This window comes from Actinoplanes nipponensis (assembly GCF_016862275.1).
Classification (GTDB): Bacteria; Actinomycetota; Actinomycetes; order Mycobacteriales; family Micromonosporaceae; genus Actinoplanes; species Actinoplanes nipponensis.
Genome location: NZ_BOMQ01000015.1, coordinates 18919 through 35114, shown reverse-complemented (window position 1 = coordinate 35114; position 16196 = coordinate 18919). Strand labels below are relative to the sequence as shown.

At 73.4% G+C, this 16196-nt stretch carries 15 protein-coding genes; 5 read left to right on the top strand and 10 right to left on the bottom strand.

Annotated features, from left to right (window positions below; genetic code table 11):
- Nucleotides 1-4: 4 nt before the first annotated feature.
- On the top strand, nt 5-1081 hold the full coding sequence (locus Ani05nite_RS05720; RefSeq protein WP_203765779.1) for an NAD-dependent epimerase/dehydratase family protein: 1077 nt from the start codon (nt 5-7) through the stop codon (nt 1079-1081).
- Nucleotides 1082-1148: 67 nt separating this feature from the next.
- Here the strand turns inward: Ani05nite_RS05720 and Ani05nite_RS05715 are convergent, their stop codons facing one another.
- Complete coding sequence (locus Ani05nite_RS05715; RefSeq protein ID WP_203765778.1) at nt 1149-1457, bottom strand: hypothetical protein; 309 nt, start codon at nt 1455-1457, stop codon at nt 1149-1151.
- 117 nt (nt 1458-1574) lie between these two features.
- A complete protein-coding gene (locus Ani05nite_RS05710; protein ID WP_203765777.1) occupies nt 1575-4652 on the bottom strand; it encodes a putative bifunctional diguanylate cyclase/phosphodiesterase in 3078 nt (1025 codons plus the stop codon).
- 75 nt (nt 4653-4727) lie between these two features.
- Between Ani05nite_RS05710 and Ani05nite_RS05705 the strand changes: the two genes are divergently transcribed.
- The 4 genes from Ani05nite_RS05705 to Ani05nite_RS05690 are packed head-to-tail and all read left to right on the top strand — an operon-like array spanning nt 4728 to nt 7646.
- Nucleotides 4728-5372, top strand: coding sequence for a class I SAM-dependent methyltransferase (locus Ani05nite_RS05705; RefSeq protein ID WP_203765776.1), 645 nt, complete (start codon nt 4728-4730; stop codon nt 5370-5372).
- Nucleotides 5373-5392: 20 nt separating this feature from the next.
- On the top strand, nt 5393-6154 hold the full coding sequence (locus tag Ani05nite_RS05700; RefSeq protein ID WP_203765775.1) for a LamB/YcsF family protein: 762 nt from the start codon (nt 5393-5395) through the stop codon (nt 6152-6154).
- A complete protein-coding gene (locus tag Ani05nite_RS05695; RefSeq protein ID WP_203765774.1) occupies nt 6151-6777 on the top strand; it encodes a 5-oxoprolinase subunit B family protein in 627 nt (208 codons plus the stop codon). Before Ani05nite_RS05700 ends, Ani05nite_RS05695 begins: the two co-directional genes overlap by 4 nt.
- The gene (locus tag Ani05nite_RS05690; RefSeq protein WP_203765773.1) at nt 6774-7646 is read left to right on the top strand and encodes a 5-oxoprolinase subunit C family protein; all 873 of its coding nucleotides are present in this window, start codon (nt 6774-6776) and stop codon (nt 7644-7646) included. The genes Ani05nite_RS05695 and Ani05nite_RS05690 overlap by 4 nt, the downstream gene beginning before the upstream one ends.
- Here the strand turns inward: Ani05nite_RS05690 and Ani05nite_RS05685 are convergent.
- The 8 genes from Ani05nite_RS05685 to Ani05nite_RS05650 form a co-directional block, all read right to left on the bottom strand.
- Nucleotides 7629-8363 (bottom strand): HAD family hydrolase, encoded by a 735-nt coding sequence (locus tag Ani05nite_RS05685; RefSeq protein WP_203765772.1) that lies wholly within the window; start codon nt 8361-8363, stop codon nt 7629-7631. The two genes, Ani05nite_RS05690 and Ani05nite_RS05685, sit on opposite strands and share 18 nt — an antisense overlap.
- A gap of 24 nt (nt 8364-8387) precedes the next feature.
- Nucleotides 8388-9149: an ROK family protein gene (locus Ani05nite_RS05680; protein ID WP_203765770.1), complete on the bottom strand. Its 762-nt coding sequence runs from the start codon at nt 9147-9149 to the stop codon at nt 8388-8390.
- A 35-nt stretch (nt 9150-9184) separates the two neighbouring features.
- A complete protein-coding gene (locus tag Ani05nite_RS05675; protein ID WP_203765769.1) occupies nt 9185-10087 on the bottom strand; it encodes a DNA-3-methyladenine glycosylase family protein in 903 nt (300 codons plus the stop codon).
- Nucleotides 10088-10424: 337 nt separating this feature from the next.
- The gene (locus Ani05nite_RS05670; protein ID WP_239129349.1) at nt 10425-11669 is read right to left on the bottom strand and encodes a Pecanex-like protein 1; all 1245 of its coding nucleotides are present in this window, start codon (nt 11667-11669) and stop codon (nt 10425-10427) included.
- Nucleotides 11670-11771: 102 nt separating this feature from the next.
- On the bottom strand, nt 11772-12560 hold the full coding sequence (locus Ani05nite_RS05665; RefSeq protein WP_203765768.1) for a DUF4142 domain-containing protein: 789 nt from the start codon (nt 12558-12560) through the stop codon (nt 11772-11774).
- 120 nt (nt 12561-12680) lie between these two features.
- Nucleotides 12681-13367 (bottom strand): COG4315 family predicted lipoprotein, encoded by a 687-nt coding sequence (locus Ani05nite_RS05660; RefSeq protein WP_239129346.1) that lies wholly within the window; start codon nt 13365-13367, stop codon nt 12681-12683.
- A gap of 308 nt (nt 13368-13675) precedes the next feature.
- On the bottom strand, nt 13676-14452 hold the full coding sequence (locus Ani05nite_RS05655; protein WP_203765766.1) for an anti-sigma factor family protein: 777 nt from the start codon (nt 14450-14452) through the stop codon (nt 13676-13678).
- Nucleotides 14449-15126: a sigma-70 family RNA polymerase sigma factor gene (locus Ani05nite_RS05650; RefSeq protein ID WP_203765765.1), complete on the bottom strand. Its 678-nt coding sequence runs from the start codon at nt 15124-15126 to the stop codon at nt 14449-14451. Before Ani05nite_RS05650 ends, Ani05nite_RS05655 begins: the two co-directional genes overlap by 4 nt.
- Nucleotides 15127-16196: the final 1070 nt, after the last annotated feature.

The window sequence follows — 16196 nt, the reverse complement described above, 5'->3', positions numbered from 1 at the left end:
CACGATGCGAGTGGTGATTGTCGGAGCGACCGGAAACGCCGGCACGGCCCTGGTGCGCCGGCTGCGCAACGAGCCCGGCATGGAGCTCACCGGGGTGGTCCGCCGGTTGCCCCCGCCGGTGGAGCCGTACGACGCGGTCGAATGGCACTCCTGCGACATCGGCGCGCCGGAGGCCGGCCGGCAGCTCACCGAGATCTTCCGGGGCGCCGACGCGGTCGTCCACCTGGCCTGGCAGATCCAGCCCAGCCACGACCAGCGGCTGCTGTTCCGCACCAATGTGCTCGGCAGCCGGACCGTGGTGCAGGCGGTGCTGCGCGCCGGGGTGCCGGCGCTGGCCTTCGCGTCGTCGGTGGGGGTCTACGCGCCCGGCCCGAAGCAGGCGTACGTGACCGAGGCGTGGCCGCGCACCGGCGTGCCGGGCTCCTCCTACAGCCGGCACAAGGCGCTGGTCGAGGGCCTGCTGGACCGGGTCGAGGCGGACCATCCGACGCTGCGCGTGGTCCGGCTGCGGCCGGGCCTGATCTTCCAGCGGGAGGTGGGCACCGAGATCGGCCGGTACTTCGCCGGCCCACTGCTGCCGGCGCGGTTGCTGCGCTTCGGGCGGATCCCGGTCATCCCGTCGCACCCGGCGCTGCGGGTCCAGGCGGTGCACGCCGACGACGTCGCGGACGCGTACGCCCGGGCCGTGCTCGGCGACGTGCGCGGCGCCTTCAACGTCGCCGCGGGACCGGTGCTGGATCCCGGCGTGGCCGCGGCGGCCTTCCGGGGACGCGAGGTGCCGGTGCCCGGCTTCGTCCTGCGCGGGGCGGCCGAGCTGACCTGGCGGCTGCGGCTGCAGCCGGTCGACGTGGGCTGGGTCGAGTTGGGACTCAAGGCGCCGCTGATGTCCTGCGACCGGATCAAGGCGGAGCTGGGCTGGCGTCCGCTGGTGGACGCGGTGCACTCGCTCAAGGAGCTGGTGGCCGGGATGGCCGAGCGGGCGCACACGGACAGCCCGCCGTTGTCCGGTGATCCCGGGCTGCCCGGTCGTCTCGGCGGGGTGGTGCGGGGACGGCTGCCCGGTTCCGGCAACCCGTACTGAGATCCCGGCGCGGCAGCAGGCCCGGGTCGCCGAAGCGCCCGGGCCCGCGGGACCGCTGTGTCGCGGATCAGCGCCGGTGACCGCCGCCGATGATGACGATGCCGCCGCCGTGGTGGCGGTGCCGGTAGCAGTGCCGGCGGTGGGTGTCGCTACCCGCCGTGCGCGCGCTCCAGTGGTGCCCGTCGCCGCCGTTCCAGTCGTCGTTCCAGTTGTCGTACCAGTCGTTGTGCCACGGGTACCAGTTGCCGTTCGAGGAGTACCAGCAGTGCCGCCGGTGGTCGGGCGCCGAATCGGTGGCCGAGGCGGGAGCCGCGAGAGCGAGGCTGGAGCCGGTCGCCAGGAGGACACCGGCGAGGATAAGGCCCGGACGTCGCATGGTTTTTCCTTTCAGGTGGAGTGGTGAACACCTGAAGCCTTTCGCTTTTGCGCCGGCATTTCCCTGCTTTTCCGGCGAAAATAGAATGCAGTGTAAAACTCGGACCGTGCCGCGTGGTCAGGCCACGGCCAGTGGCTGCGGATCGCGCAGCCAGGCCAGCGCCTCGGTCGCGTCCAGCGGCGCCGAGTAGTAGTAGCCCTGGCCCAGCGGGCAACCGAGCTGGGCCAGGATGAGGCGATGGGTGGCGTCCTCGATGCCCTCGGCCACCACGACCAGGTTCAGCGTCCGGGCCAGGCTCACGATCCCGGCCACCAGCGCCAGCTGCTGCTCGCTACCCACCATGTCGTCGATGAAGGTCTTGTCGATCTTCAAAACGTCGATCGGCCGCTGGCGCAGGTAGCCCAGCGACGAGTACCCCGTGCCGAAGTCGTCGATGGCGATCCGCACCCCGAGCTCCTGCAGCACGGCCAGATCGGCCCAGATCTGCTCGTCGTCGCCCATCAGCAGGGTCTCGGTGATCTCCAGCATCAGCGCCCGGGCCGGCACCCCGGCGTACTCGAGCGAGGTCCTGACCTGCTCGACGAAGCCGGACTGGCGGAACTGCCGGACCGAGACGTTGACCGACACGTACGGCTGGCGGGCGCGCGGCAGGATGCGCCGCCACTGCGCGACGGTGTGCAGCGCCTGGTCGAGGACCCAGCGGCCCATCGGCACGATCAGCCCGCTCTCCTCCGCCACCTCGATGAACTCGTCCGGCGCGATCACCCCGCGCTGCGGGTGGTGCCAGCGGACCAGCGCCTCGAAGCCCACGGCCTCGTCGGTGGCCAGGTCGACGATCGGCTGGTACTGCAACAGGAAGTGGCCCTCGTTGACGGCGTGGTCCAGCGCCGAGCGCAGCTCCAGGCGGTCCACCATCGCGCTGTGCAGGTGCGCCTGGTAGCGCCGCCACTGGTTCTTGCCGGCGCCCTTCGCGACGTACAGGGCCAGGTCGGCCTGGCGCAGCAGCGCGTCCGCGGTGTCCGCCTCGGGCGTGGTGGTGATGCCGATGCTGGCCACCGCCTGCAACGTCCCGCCCTCGATGACGATCGGCTCGGCCAGGGCGGCCAGGATCCGGCCGGCCGTCTCCTCCACCGCGCCGGGATCCTGCACGTTCTCCACCAGCGCCGCGAACTCGTCACCGCCGAGGCGGGCGGCCGTGTCGTCGGCCCGCAGCGCGCCGGCGATCCGGGCGGCCACGGCGATCAGCAGCTGGTCGCCGGTCGCGTGACCCAGGGTGTCGTTGACGATCTTGAAGTCGTCCAGGTCGATGAAGAGCACGCCGACCACCGAGCCGTCCCGGGCGCCGCGGGCCAGCGCGTGCCGCAGCCGGTCGGTGAAGAGCACCCGGTTGGCCAGGCCGGTCAGCGAGTCGTGGAACGCCTGGTGGGTGAGCTCGCGCTCGAGCTGGCGGCGCTCGGTCACGTCGCGCAGGGTCACCACCAGCCCGGCGACGGTGCGGTCGGCGCGCAGGTCCCGGCAGTGCATCTCGAGCATCACCTCGGTCCGGCGCCGCCCGACGGCCCGGAAGTCCAGACCCTCCTGCGTGCCCTGGCCGCCCCGGACGGTGGCGAGCACGTCGGCCAGCCGGGGCCGGTCGCCGGGGTGGATCAGGTCGGGCAGGGCCGTACCCACCGGGTCGCCGCCCAGCACGTGCCCGGCCGACGGGCTCGCGTACCGGACCCGGTCCTCCTCGTCCACGATCAGGATGACGTCCGAGGTGTTCTGCACCAGGGTGCGGAAGTAGGCCTCGCTGTTGCGCCGGGTCACCTCGCGGCTCAGCGCGATCCGCTCCAGCGCGAGGGCGACCTGGGTGGCCAGCACCTCGCACGCGCGCTGCAAGCCCAGCAGCGCCCAGGTCGGCCCGCCCACGTGCAGCACGCCCACCAGCGGGTCGCCGGTCGGACGGTCCTGCAGCACCAGCGGGCAGCGCAACACCATGTTGAACTGGGTGAGCCGGACCGCCACCGCCCAGTCGACGTCGCGGGTGGCGACCAGGCGGGCGGCCGTACCGGTGGCGCGGTCGACGTCGGACTGCGCCGCGGCCGCGGGCGAGACGGGCTCCTCCGGCTCGGTGATGGCCATGGCCAGGACCACCCGGTGCGGCACGTCGGCCGGCAGGAGCTGGGCCACGGCGGTCCGGACCGCCTCGCCGACCTCGTCGGCGTCGGCCGCCGAGACCAGCGCGGCCGCGGCCTCGCGGAGGCCGCGCTCGCGGGCCAGGGCCTGCCGGTGGCTCGCCATGACGCCCGCCATCCGGGCCAGGACCAGCAGGAACGTGCACGCGCTGAGCGCGGCGACGACGTTCAGGTCGGGCACCTCGCCGTCCGCGCCGACGCGCAGGACCAGCACGGCCGGGGCGACCAGGGAGGCCAGCGCGAGCAAGGCCAGCCGGACCCGGCCGAGCTCGGCCGGCGGCGTGGCGACCGGCCGGGTCAGCGCGGCCATCGACGGGCTCAGCGCGGCCAGGCCGACGGCGGCGTACAGCGGCACCCGGCCGAAGGACGCCAGGAAGCCGACGTCGCCCCGCAGCGAGACCAGGTTGCTGCCCACGTCGGCCAGCAGCAGGGCGAGCACGCCCGCGGCCAGCCAGCCGGCAGCCGGCAGCCGGCGCCCGGACGCGGTGAACAGCCGGGTCAGCAGGGCCAGACAGAGCAGGTCACCGACCGGGAAGGCGACCGCGACCCACTGCTCGACGGCCGGCAGGGCGGCGTTGCGCAGGTGCGGGCCGACCACGAAGGTCCAGGCCAGCAGGGCCCCGCCCGTCGTCAGGGTGAGGGCGTCGAGCAGCCCGCCGCGGTCCCGGCGGCCCCCCGTGCGCAGCCGGACGAACCAGTACAGCGCCAGGGCGAACAGCGGGTAGCCGATGAGCAGGACGCCGCTGCCGAGCAGTCGCAGGTCGCCGACCACCCGTTCCGCGGCCGGCCCGGCGTGGTAGGCCGCGCTGCCCAGCACGGAGAGCGCGACCGCGGCGGCGAGCAGCTGCCACGGCCCGGACCGGATCGGGTCGTGCCGGCGGATGCCGACGACCACGGCCAGCACGGCGGAGATCCCGGCGAGCGCGAGCACGGCCTGCTGCCCGACCGGCGCGACGGCGACCACGACGCCGAGCACGGCCATCCAGGCCCCGAAGAGGGCCGCCGAGAGCCTGGTCGGCATGCTGCTCCTCTCCGGTGGAAGGGTGGACGCTGCCCTGATCGGTCCCGCACCGGAGCAACTGAGCAGAATCGGTACGTGTCCACCGACTTCGTCCGCGCCCACACACGGCTCGCGCCCGTGCCCTTCGTCCCCGAACTGGTGCTGTACCAGGCGGACGAGCCGATCGAGCTCTGGGAACGCACCGAGGCGGCCGGCGGCGAGCAGCCGCCCCCGTTCTGGGCGTTCGCCTGGGCCGGCGGGCAGGCGCTGGCCCGGCACCTGCTGGACGAGCCGGAGCTCGTCAGCGGGCGGGCGGTGCTCGACCTGGCGACCGGATCGGGCCTGGTCGCGGTGGCGGCGGCCCGGGCCGGCGCCGGTACGGTCACGGCCAACGACATCGACCCGCTCTCGCTGGCCGCCGCCGAGGCCAACGCCGAGGCCAACCGGGTCGCGCTCCGGTACGTCGAGGGCGACCTGCTGGCCGGCGGCTTCCCGGAGGCCGACGTGATCCTGGCCGGGGACGTCTTCTACAGCCGGGAGATGGCCGGCCGGGTGCTGCCGTTCCTGCGCCGCGCGGCCGGACGCGGCGCGCTGGTGCTGGTCGGCGACCCGGGGCGGGCGTACCTGCCGGTGGCCGGGATGATCCACCGGGCCCGCTACGAGGTGCCGGTGCCGGAGTCGCTGGAGAGCGTCCCGATCCGGCGGACCAGCGTGTGGCAGGTCGACGGCACGTCCCGGTGACCGGCGGAAGGAGTGACGGCATGGACCTCAACAGCGACCTGGGCGAGGGCTTCGGCGCCTGGCGGCTCGGCGACGACGACGCGATGCTCGACGTGGTCAGCAGCGCCAACGTGGCCTGCGGCTTCCACGCCGGCGACCCGCGGAGCCTGCTGGCCACCTGCGCCCGCGCGGTCACCCGGGGCGTGGCCATCGGGGCCCAGGTCGGTTACCGGGACCTGGCCGGCTTCGGCCGGCGCTTCATCGACTACGACCGCGCCGACCTGGTGGCCGACCTGATCTACCAGCTCGGCGCCCTGGACGGGCTGGCCCGCGCGGCCGGCGGCCGGGTGCGCTACGTCAAGCCGCACGGCGCGCTCTACAACACGATCGTGCACCACGAGCAGCAGGCCGCCGCCGTGGTCGAGGCCGTCCGCCGCTACGATCCCGCCCTGCCCGTCCTCGGCCTGCCCGGCTCGGTCTTCCTGGAACGGGCCGCGGCGGCCGGGCTGGGCACCGTCCGCGAGGCCTTCGCCGACCGGGGATACCGCCCGGACGGCAGCCTGGTGCCCCGGGGCGAACCGGGCGCGCTGCTGCACGACCCGGACGAGGTCGCGGCCCGGATGCTGCGGCTGGTCACCCGGGGCACCCTGGTCGCCGCCGACGGCACGGTCCTGACCATGGCGGCCGACTCGATCTGCGTGCACGGCGACACCCCGGACGCGGTCACCTTGGCGCGGGCCGTCCACGGCGCCCTGACCGGCGCCGGTGTGCCGATCACCGCGTTCGCCGGGGCCGGCTCGTGAGCGCCACGACGAGGTTTCTGCGCTGCGGCCGCGAGGCGGTGCTGGTCGAGGTGGACGACCTCGACACGACCCTGACGCTCTACGCCGCGCTGCGGGCGGCCGCGCTGCCCGGGGTGATCGACCTGGTGCCCGCGGCCCGGACCGTGCTGGTCCGCATCGACCCGGCGGTCACCACCCTCGCGGCGGTCCGCGAGGCCACCGCCGCGCTGCGCCTCGACCCGGGCGGCGGCGCCGCCGGCGGCACGGTGGAGATCCCGGTGCGCTACGACGGCCCGGACCTCGCCGAGGTGGCCCGGCGCACCGGCCTGAGCCCGGACGAGGTGATCGCCCGGCACACCGGCACGCGGTGGACGATGGCGTTCGCGGGTTTCGCCCCCGGCTTCGGCTACCTGACCGGGGGCGATCCCCGCCTCGAGGTGCCGCGGCGGGACTCGCCGCGCACCCGCATCCCGGCCGGCTCGGTGGGCCTGGCCGGCCGCTTCTCCGGCGTCTACCCCCGCGACAGCCCGGGCGGCTGGCAACTGATCGGCCGCACCACGGTCCGGATGTGGGACCCCGACCGGCCCGAGCCGGCGCTGCTGGCCCCCGGCGACCGGGTGCTCTTCAGGGCGGTGCCCGCATGACCATGACCGTGCTGCGGGCCGGGCCGCTGACGGTCTTCAAGGACGAGGGCCGGCCGGGCCACGCCGGGCAGGGGGTCGCGCCGTCCGGGGCGGTCGACCGGGCCGCGTACGCCCGGGCGAACACGCTGGCCGGCAACCCGCGCGGGGCCGCCGCCCTGGAGTGCACGCTGGGCGGCCTGCGGGTGCGCTTCGAAGAGCCCGCCACGGTGGTGCTGACCGGCACCGACGCGGTACTCACGGTGGACGGCGCCCGTACCGGGGTGGAGGAGGTCGTGGCCGTCCCGGCCGGCGCCGTGGTCGCGGTGACCATGCCGCGCCGGGGCCTGCGCAGCTATCTCGCGGTGCGCGGCGGCTTCGCCGTGCCGCTGGTCCTCGGCTCGCGGTCCACCGATCTGTTCGCCGGGATCGGCCCGGCCCGGCCGGCCCCGGGCGACAGCGTGCCGATCGGCCCGGCGCCCGCCGAGTCGGCCCGCGGTCTCCCGCCGGCCGGCGAGCCCGCCACGGACGCCCCGCTCGAGGTCGATCTCGGCCCGCGCGCCGACTGGTTCACCGCGGCGGCGATCGAGACGTTCCTGAGCGCGGAGTTCACCGTCTCCCCGGCCGGCGACTCGGTGGGGCTGCGGCTGGACGGGCCGGTGCTGGCCCGCGCCCGCACCGACGAGCTGCTCAGCGAGGGCATGGTCCGGGGCTCGGTGCAGGTGCCGCCGGACGGCCACCCGATCATCTTCCAGGCCGACCACCCGGTGACCGGGGGCTACCCGGTGATCGCCGTGCTGACCCCGGCCGCGGCCGACCGGGCCGGCCAGGCCCGCCCGGGCGCCCGGATCCGGTTCGCCCGCGCGGCCGACCCGCTACCGGGCCAGGAGTAGGTCCCGCAGGCCGTAGCCGTCCGCCACCGTCGCGTCGGGCTCCGGGAACGCGCCGGCCGGCTCCCGGTCGGTGCGCGGCGAGCGCATCAGGATGACGGCCGCGGCGTCGGCCCGGCGGGCGCAGACCACGTCCCGCTGCCGGCTGTCACCCACGAACCAGCACTTCTCGGCGGGCACCCCCAGCGCCCGGGCGGCCCGCCAGATCATCTCCGGGTTCGGTTTGCGGACGCCGGCCTCGTCGCTGTAGACCTGCGCGGCGAAAAGGTCACCCACACCGGCCCCGGCGAGGAAGTCGCGGTGCGCGGCGCCGCACAGCGTGTTGCTGACGACGGCCATCGGCAGCCGGGCGGCCCCGGCCGCCCGCAACGCCTCCGGGATGCCCGGGCGCAGGGACCACGACGAACACCAGGCCCAGTCGTAGGCGAGCTTCGAGGCGTGCAGGCGTACGGCGTCCTGCGCTCGCGGCGGCCAGCCCCCGGTGACGAAACGCCGCCAGACCTGGGCGTGGGTGAGCTCGTCGGGGTGGTCCTCGTCGCGCCAGGCCGCGTACGCGTCCCACCCCGCGGTCAGCGACCGGTTGATCTCGCCCGGCGTCAGCACCCCGCCGGTCACGTTGTAGAGCCGCAGCACCAGCTCGGGCGGCGCGGGCTCCCGCGGCGGCGCGTCGGCGAGCACGCCGCCGAAGTCCAGGAGCAGGGCGGCCGGAACGCTCAGCATGCCTGCCAACCTATCGAGCCGGCCCTATCGTTCGCCGCCGGCCCGCAGGGTCCAGGCGCGGACCCCGCCGACGATGCCGGCCGTGTTGGGCACCACCACGACGTCGTCGCCCATCCGGGCCAGCTGGGTGGGGGTGATCAGGCGCGAGTTGCCGCCGCCGAGGTAGAGGCGGTCCCAGAGGAAGACCGGCCGCAGCCCCTCCACCACGTTGCGCACCCGCCGGGACCAGAGCGCGTCACCGAGCCGGCGCCGCTCGTGCTCGCCGATGTAGGTGTCGTAGCTCATCCCCCACCGCACCGGCGCCTGGGACATCTCCAGGTGCGGGGCGAGCTGGCCGCCGTCGAACAGCGCGCACCCCAGGCCGGTGCCCAGGGTCAGGATCAGCTCGCAGCCGGTGCCCGCGACCACCCCGGCGCCGTGCACCTCGGCGTCGTTGAGGACCAGCGTCGGCAGCCCGAACGCCTCGGCCAGCGCGGTCCGCGCGTCGTAGCCCTGCCAGGCGTCGACCAGCTCGGGATCCACCCTGGTCCGCGGGCCGCTGCGCGTCACGTAGTGCGGCGTGGCCACCACCACCCCGTGCCGCAGCATGCCGGGCATCCCGACGGTCACCCGGTCCGCGCTGGGCAGCCGTTCGCCCAGCTCGACCAGCGTCTTGACGAACAGGTCGGGCGGCAGCGGGTACGGCGTCGGCACGCGCAGCGGGTGGGCGCGCATCGTGCCGGCCTCGTCGAGCACCGACCCCTTGATCCCGCCGCCGCCGCAGTCGATCGTCAGAGTGAAGGCCACGCCCCAGTCTGCAACGTGCGTCCGGCGGGCAACAGTCAGAACCTGGCGAAGGACCGGATCGGCATCCGCGGGCCGAACTTGGGCGCGCTGATCCCCCCGGCCGCGAGCAGGTCGCACACCCGGCCGCGGTGTCCGGCGTACGGCTCCAGCAGCTCGAGCATCCGGGCGTCGGTGCCGCGCGCCTCCCCGGCCAGCGCCCACGCCACCGTGTTGGGGATGTGGAAGTCGCCCACGCTGACCGCGTCCGCGTCGCCGTAGGCGGTCCGGACCACCTCGGCCGCCGTCCACGGCCCGATGCCGGCGATCGCGGTGAGCCGGCGGGTGGCCTCGGCGCTGTCCGCGCACTGCTCCAGCCGGGCGGCGACCACGGCCGCCCGCAGCAGGGCCTGGGTGCGGCGCTGCTCGACCCCGAACGGATGGAAGACCCAGTACGGCGTCGCCGCGACGGCGGCCGGATCGGGGGGCAGCAGCAGGCCGGCCGGCCCGGGGGCCGGCTCGCCGAAGTGCCGCACGATCGCCCGGTACGCCCGGTGCGCCTCGATCCCGGTGACCTTCTGTTCCAGGACGGCCCGCAGCAGCCGGTGGAAGATCTGGCCGGTGGCGGGCAAGCGTATCCCCGAGAAGGTCCGGGCCAGCCGGGCGACCAGCGGATGCGCTGCCGCGAGGGCCGGGAAGTCGCCCAGGTCGTCGCGCAGGCCGGCGATCGCGTCCGCGCGATCGACCAGCCAGGCCGCGCCCGGCCCGTGGCCGGTGGCGACCAGTTCCCCGCCGGCGCAAGCCAGGTGCAGCGAGCCCGGCCCCTCGGGGGTACGCGCGGCGAGCCAGAAGTCGCGGTCACCGACCCTGCCGCACGGGTCGTGGCGCACGACGAGCAGGGAGCGCAGGGTACGGGTGAAGTGATAGCCGTCCGGCGGCTGCAGCCGGCGCGTCGTCGTCACCGGGCCACTGTGCCACTTCTGGCTGCCCCGGCCAACCTCCGCGGGGCCCGGACATGCCGATGGCCCTGACCGCGCTCCTGGTCAGGGCCATCGGTGCGGGTTGGCGGACACCCGAGTCGGTCCGCGTCACCCGGTAGCGGAGCTGCGTAGCTCGGCTCGAGCGGTCCCGCGCCTCCTTTCGTCAGCCGATTCCTTACTCGAACCGCCTGCCGCAGGTCTTGCCGTCCTCAGGGGGGTGGACGGCGGCCGGTCCCGACGGGGGGTCCCTCGCGGGGCGGCGTCACCTCAGGCGACGCGCCCCGCGGGGTTCGGTTCCGGTTGCGGCAGGGCTCCGTACTCAGTTGTTCTGGTTCTGGTCGTTCTGGTTCTGGTTCTGGTCGTTGTTGCCGCCCTGGTTCTGGCCGGCCTGGTTCTGGCCGGCCTGGTCCTGGCCGCCCTGGTCCTGGCCACCCTGGTTCTGGCCGCCCTGGTCCTGGTTGCCGCCACCGCCGCCGACCTCGATGCGGACCGCGTCGAAGGCCGGGGTCTGGTTGGCCCGCTGCATCATCGGGATACGGTGCGAGCCGTCACCGGCCCAGGACGCGCACTGCGCGGTGCCCTCGGTCGGCAGCCCGGCGACCTGGATGGTCACGGTGTCGGGAGCCCGGCCGCCCTGCTTGTCCTCGGTCGCCACGAAGAACGCGGGGACCGGGGCCGGGTCGGGAGCCTCGTTGGTGCTCGCCAGCATGCGGCAGGCGGTGTGGAAGTGGCCTCGGACGATGCCGCCCTGCAGGACCGAGCTCTCCACGTAGTACCCGCCCTGGCCGGCCGCGAGGAAGCGGTCACGGATCAGGTTGCGGGTGCTCACCTTGAGGGTGAACGGCGTGTTCGGGGCCACCTGGGTGGGCGCCTCGGTGATCAGCAGGGAGGGGTTGTTCTCCTGCGCGCCGACCTCACCGAACTCGGTGGACACGCAACGGTTGCCGTTCTGGAAGCCGTCGTGCGCGGTCAGCTGGCTGGTGTCGCAGCTGTTGGTCAGGATGCCCAGACCGGCGCCCGGAGGCGGGGTCGCGGCGCCGCCGCCGTTGTTGCCACCGTTGTTGTTGCCACCGGTGTTGCCGCCGTTGTTGTTCCCGCCCGTGTTGCCACCGGTGTTGCCACCCTCGCCGGCGGCGGTGCTGGCGCTGCTGGTCGGTGCCGCGGTGGCGCCGCCGTTGTTGTTGCCGCCGGTGTTGTTACCACCGGTGTTGCCGCCGTTGTTGCCGGCGTTCTGCATGACCCACTGCCGGCAGCGGCTGCGCATCTGCGCGGTGGTCGGGATGTCCCCGGCGCCGTCGTCCGCGTGCTGGGTCACCCGGCCACCGTTGGTGGTGTAGGTGCCCCGCTTGGTCTTGGTCGACAGCTTGCTCGACTTCGGGGCCTGGATGTTGTTGCAGGCGGCCAGAGCACGCTGGGTGGAACGCTTGGTGCTCGCGTCCGACACCTGCGTCACGGTGACGATGCCGCCGAAGGCAACCAGGGTGGCTACCGCGGCGATGATCCGGCGCCGACCGGTGAACCACTTTGACTTCGAGGATTCGCGCCGGTACTGCGACCTTCGCATGGTGACACCTTTCTCTGTCGCACACGTGGCGGGCGGTGGAGCAGCCGCCTGGGGGTGATGCCGTACGGCCTGGTCGGCTGGCCAGGTCGGACCGTTCGCGGGCTATCGCGTCCGGAAGATGCGCATGGTGGTGATCACACCGGCCACGAGGGCGCCGGCGAGGACGAGGAGGATGACCGAGGTGTTCACGCCGGGCACGCCGCCGGCGCCCGCGGCGGCGAGCATCTGGTTGTCGACCGGCACCGGGCCACCACCGGCCGCGGCCGGGGCGGGCGCCGTCGGCAGCGAGCCGTAGTCGACGATGCCGCTGCTCTCCAGCAGGGTCATGTGGGTCATCACGAACTGGTTCGCCTGCTGCGCGAGCTTGCGGACCGAGTCGTTGCGGGTGCTGGCCCGGATCGTGGCGATGGCCGGGAAGATCTTGCCGTGCGCGGCCCGCAGCCGGTCGATGTAGATCTGGTCGAAGGCCGCGGCGGTGGGCGCGTTCTTCATCTCGTTCAGCCAGCCCTGCTGGTCGCTGTTCGGCTGGTTCGGCAGTGCGACGCCCAGCTTCTTGGCGACCGAGATGTCGATCTTGTCGAGCACCACGTGCTGCTGGGAGATGGACCGGCCGATGTTCACAACCCGGGGATCCTCCGACCGCTCCACGGCCATGTTGCCGGCCGGGATCTCCCAGAGGCCGGCGAGCCGGACCTTGACGACGAAGTCACGATCCGCGGCGCTGACCGCGCCGGTGCCCTTGTCGGTGAGGCCGGTGTTCGGGGGCACCGGGACCGGGCCGATGTCCGCGGCGCGGGCGATCCCGGCCGGCGCCAGCAGGAACGTCACGACCATTGCCAGGACGCTCACCAGCCAGCGGTGCAGCCGGCGCTTCGAGCGGGCGGCAATCATCTTTCACACCTCCGACAAACGATTCGGGATTGAGCGGAACGCTAGGAGAAGCTTTTACTGCGGGGCCCTTGAAATGCGGATTACTTAGGCCCGGCTTAACGAAGACTTATAGTCGGTCCGTCAGTAGCTGTAGTCGGAGCCCGAGTCGGCGGCGCCGGCGTCGCCGGAGGAATCGGCCGCACCCTCTTCCGCGTCGTCCTTGGGCGGGGCCACGGCCTTGGACGGGGCCGGCAGGCAGGTCAGGTTCTTGGTGCCTTCGGGGGTGATGACGAACCACTTCTTCCCGACGTTCTGGCCCTTCCACTGCCCGGCCTTCTTGTCGCCGATGTAGGTGTAGACCGGCCACTTGTCGATGGTCAGCTGCAGGGTGCCGTCCTCGCGCTCGACGGTGCCGACCTTGTCCGCGTCGACGCCCTTGAGCTTCGGCTTCTCGCCCTTGTTGATCACCGCGGGCGGCCAGACCTTGGCGCAGTCGCCCTTGCAGTTGGAGACGACCTCCGGCTTGACCTTGTCGTCGTCGAAGCGGTAGAGCACGGCGCCGTCCTGGTTCTGGACCGTCTCGCCCATCCGCTTCACCTTGGTGGCCGCGAGCTCGGAGGTGACCTCGTCCGCGCTCAGCTCGGGGGCCTCGTCGCCCTCGGCGGCGGCGTCGTCGCCCGCCGGCTCGGCGCCGGGTGTCGGGGTGGCGGTCGCGTCGACAGCGTTGGCGGCCGGCTCGGCGCCGTAGTCACTGGCGTTGTCCAGTCCCGCCGGAGCGCAACCGGTCAGCACGAACGCCGCCGCGATAGAGGCGCCGACGACCTTCAACTTTCGCTTCTCCGGTACCACTGGTGCCCTCCAACTGGGATCGTCGATCTCCGTGTCCGGGCTGTAGTACGCGCCGGCGCTCCCAGCGGTTGAAGAATCGGGCCAATCAATTTCCCGGAAATTTGATTGAACCGCGGGGCCACGCGATCCGTGATTGACAGGCCCCCGTGCGCCTTTGTCGCGCAGGGTGCATTAACGATAAGCAATCAGTAATTGCAGGCTCCCCGGCGCGGGCACCGGTGCCCGGGAACGGCGAAGCCCGGCCGCGCTGGCGCGGCCGGGCTCGTGGTGCGGGTGTCGCCGTCGGGTCAGGGCACGCGGACCAGCGTCTCGCTGCCGCCCCGCTCGTCGACCGACTGGATCTGCAGGAACGCGATGTCCGCCCGCGGCAGGGCCGTGACGGCCTGCAGCAGCAACGGGTCGGGCTGCGCCGCGGTGCCCCAGCCCTTGTCACCGACCTTCCAGGAGGACAGGACCTCGGCCGCGCCGTCCCGGCGGACCACCACCAGCCGGCAGGTCAGCGGCCCCTTGATGTTGGAGACCGCGAACGAGACCTGCGTACCCCAGTCCTTGGCCTCCAGGCCCACGTCGGCGGTGACGCCGCTGCGCGGGTCGGTGTTGGTCAGGCGCTCGCCCACCAGGTCCGGCCCGCCGATGCCGGTGCCGCCCTCGGCGGCGGGCAGCGGATCGAGCTGCTTGCTGGAGCGGGTCTGCTGGTTCGGCGACTGCGGATCGGAGTTGCCGAGCCACTGACCGCCGGCGAACAGCGCGCCGATGGAGAGCATCGCGAAGACCACGACCGCCGCGGCCAGCGAGTAGAGCCGCCGGCTGTTGGCCCGCCGGCGCTCGCGCTTCACCTCGCCGATCATCGAATTGAGCATGAGGCCGTCGCGGCGCGACTGCTCGGTCGCCACCAGGGCGTCCGCGTCCACATCGGACAGGATGTCCACGACCGGCAGCAGCGACTCGAGCTCGATGGCACAGGTCGGGCAGTCGATCAGATGGTCCTCGAAGCGGGCGGCGTCTCGCTCGTCGAGCACGCCCAGCGCGTACGACGCGACGTCGAAGTGCTGTTCCTGTGTCATTCCGTCACCCCCCGCTGCTGCAAGGCCGTCCGCAGGGCCCGCAGGGCGTAGTACACACGAGACTTGGCAGTGCCCAGCGGCAGACCGAGAACCTCGGCCGCCTCCGGGACGGTCTTGCCGCGAAAATACGTCTCGACCAGGATCTCACGGTGGGACTGGCTGAGCGTACGCAGCGCGTCGGTCACGGTCATGAGCTGCAACACGCGATCGGTGTCGTCCGCCGTGCTGGGGAAGCTCTCCAGCTCGCGGTCGTAGGTCTCCGGGGGCCGGGCGCTGACGCTGCGGTGGTCGTCGATGGCGATGCGCCGGGCGACGGTGACCAGCCACGGGCGCAGCGACTGCTGGCCCTGGGCGCCGAGCCGGTGCGCGTTGCGCCAGGCCCGCAGCAGCGTCTCCTGCACGATGTCCTCAGCCCGCTGCCGGTCGCCGCCGGTGAGCCGCAGCACGAACATCAGCAGAGGCCCGGCATGCTCCTCGTAGAGCATGCGCACCAGCGTGTCCTCGTGGCTAGCCGTCTCGGACGCGGCGCCGTGCCGGGCCTGTCGTGGGATCACGGCATCATCATTGTCCGCACCACGGCCTCCGTCGAGAGCCTGCCACCGGCCACCGGACCGCTGCTGCGTCATCGCACACACCGTGTCCGGCGTGAGCCGTTCCATGACCAACGCATGCATCGAATCCTCCAGCCGGTGCTTTCCCCGTCGCCTGTCATACGGCTGGGGGCACCGGCCGGGATCAAAGCGAACGGGAAAATTTCCGGAAGCCCGGGCCGGGCGGCATGGACGAGCAGTTGCAAGAGGTTCCTCCGGGTCCGAGCCGCGAGGGAGCGCGACTTTCATGCATAGACACCGATATGTACTCGGGGGCACGCGAATAATACTCAGCAAGGCGGCCGGGCCGACAGACGCGGAGTGCGGCATGACGGCGGAAACGGGAGCCGCCGGTCGCAGCAGGTACGGCCGCCCTCACGGGCTGTTGGCAAACGGCCAGCACGGCGGGTCGGCGCCGGTCTTCGGTGGGGCCGGGCGGGGCCGGCTGGCCAGGGGAAACGAGCTGACCCGGCAGGCGGGCGGCGGCGAACGGCCAGAAGCCGGTCCGTTTCCAGAAAAGTGATAAAGGGTTTGAATCGCCCGAAGGCCGGGGCGAGGATCGCGCGGGAGGCCCGGCTCGGCTGGCCGTAAGGTTTCCGCGCGGCCTGTTCGGGCGTCCGGACGGTCGCGGCGGGCCGCACCATGCAGGGCTGGCTTTTGGGGGCGCCGAGCCGCCGGCAGCGGGTCGCACCGCTCCGGTGCCTTGAGATGCTCCCTTTCTCGCTCAGCCCAGCCGACCGCCGGCGGGTCTCCACCCTTTCTGGCACGACCCAGTCGACCGCGGGCGGTCTTCCACTGCGGATATCAAGCTGGCCGCCGCGACCCGCCTGCCCGCTCAGGCCAGGCCACCCGGCCGGATGCATCGTTCGCCCCCGGCCGTCGCGGCCCCTCCACTTCCGCCCAGCCCCGCCCAGCCCCGCCCAGCCCCGCCCAGCTCCACCCAGCCCCGCCCCGCCCCGCCCCGCCCAGCCCGGCTGGATGTCCATTCGCCGCTGCAGGATGCATCGTGGTCGACCGTCGGGTAGGACATGCGCCTGGCCGTCGAGATCCATGGCTCCTGCCCAAGCCGCAGGACACCCACTCACCGGCGGCAGGGCGCGTCCTTTCGCGCGGCCTTTTGGGATGCCCGGACGCGGTCGGCCCTTGAAGAGGGC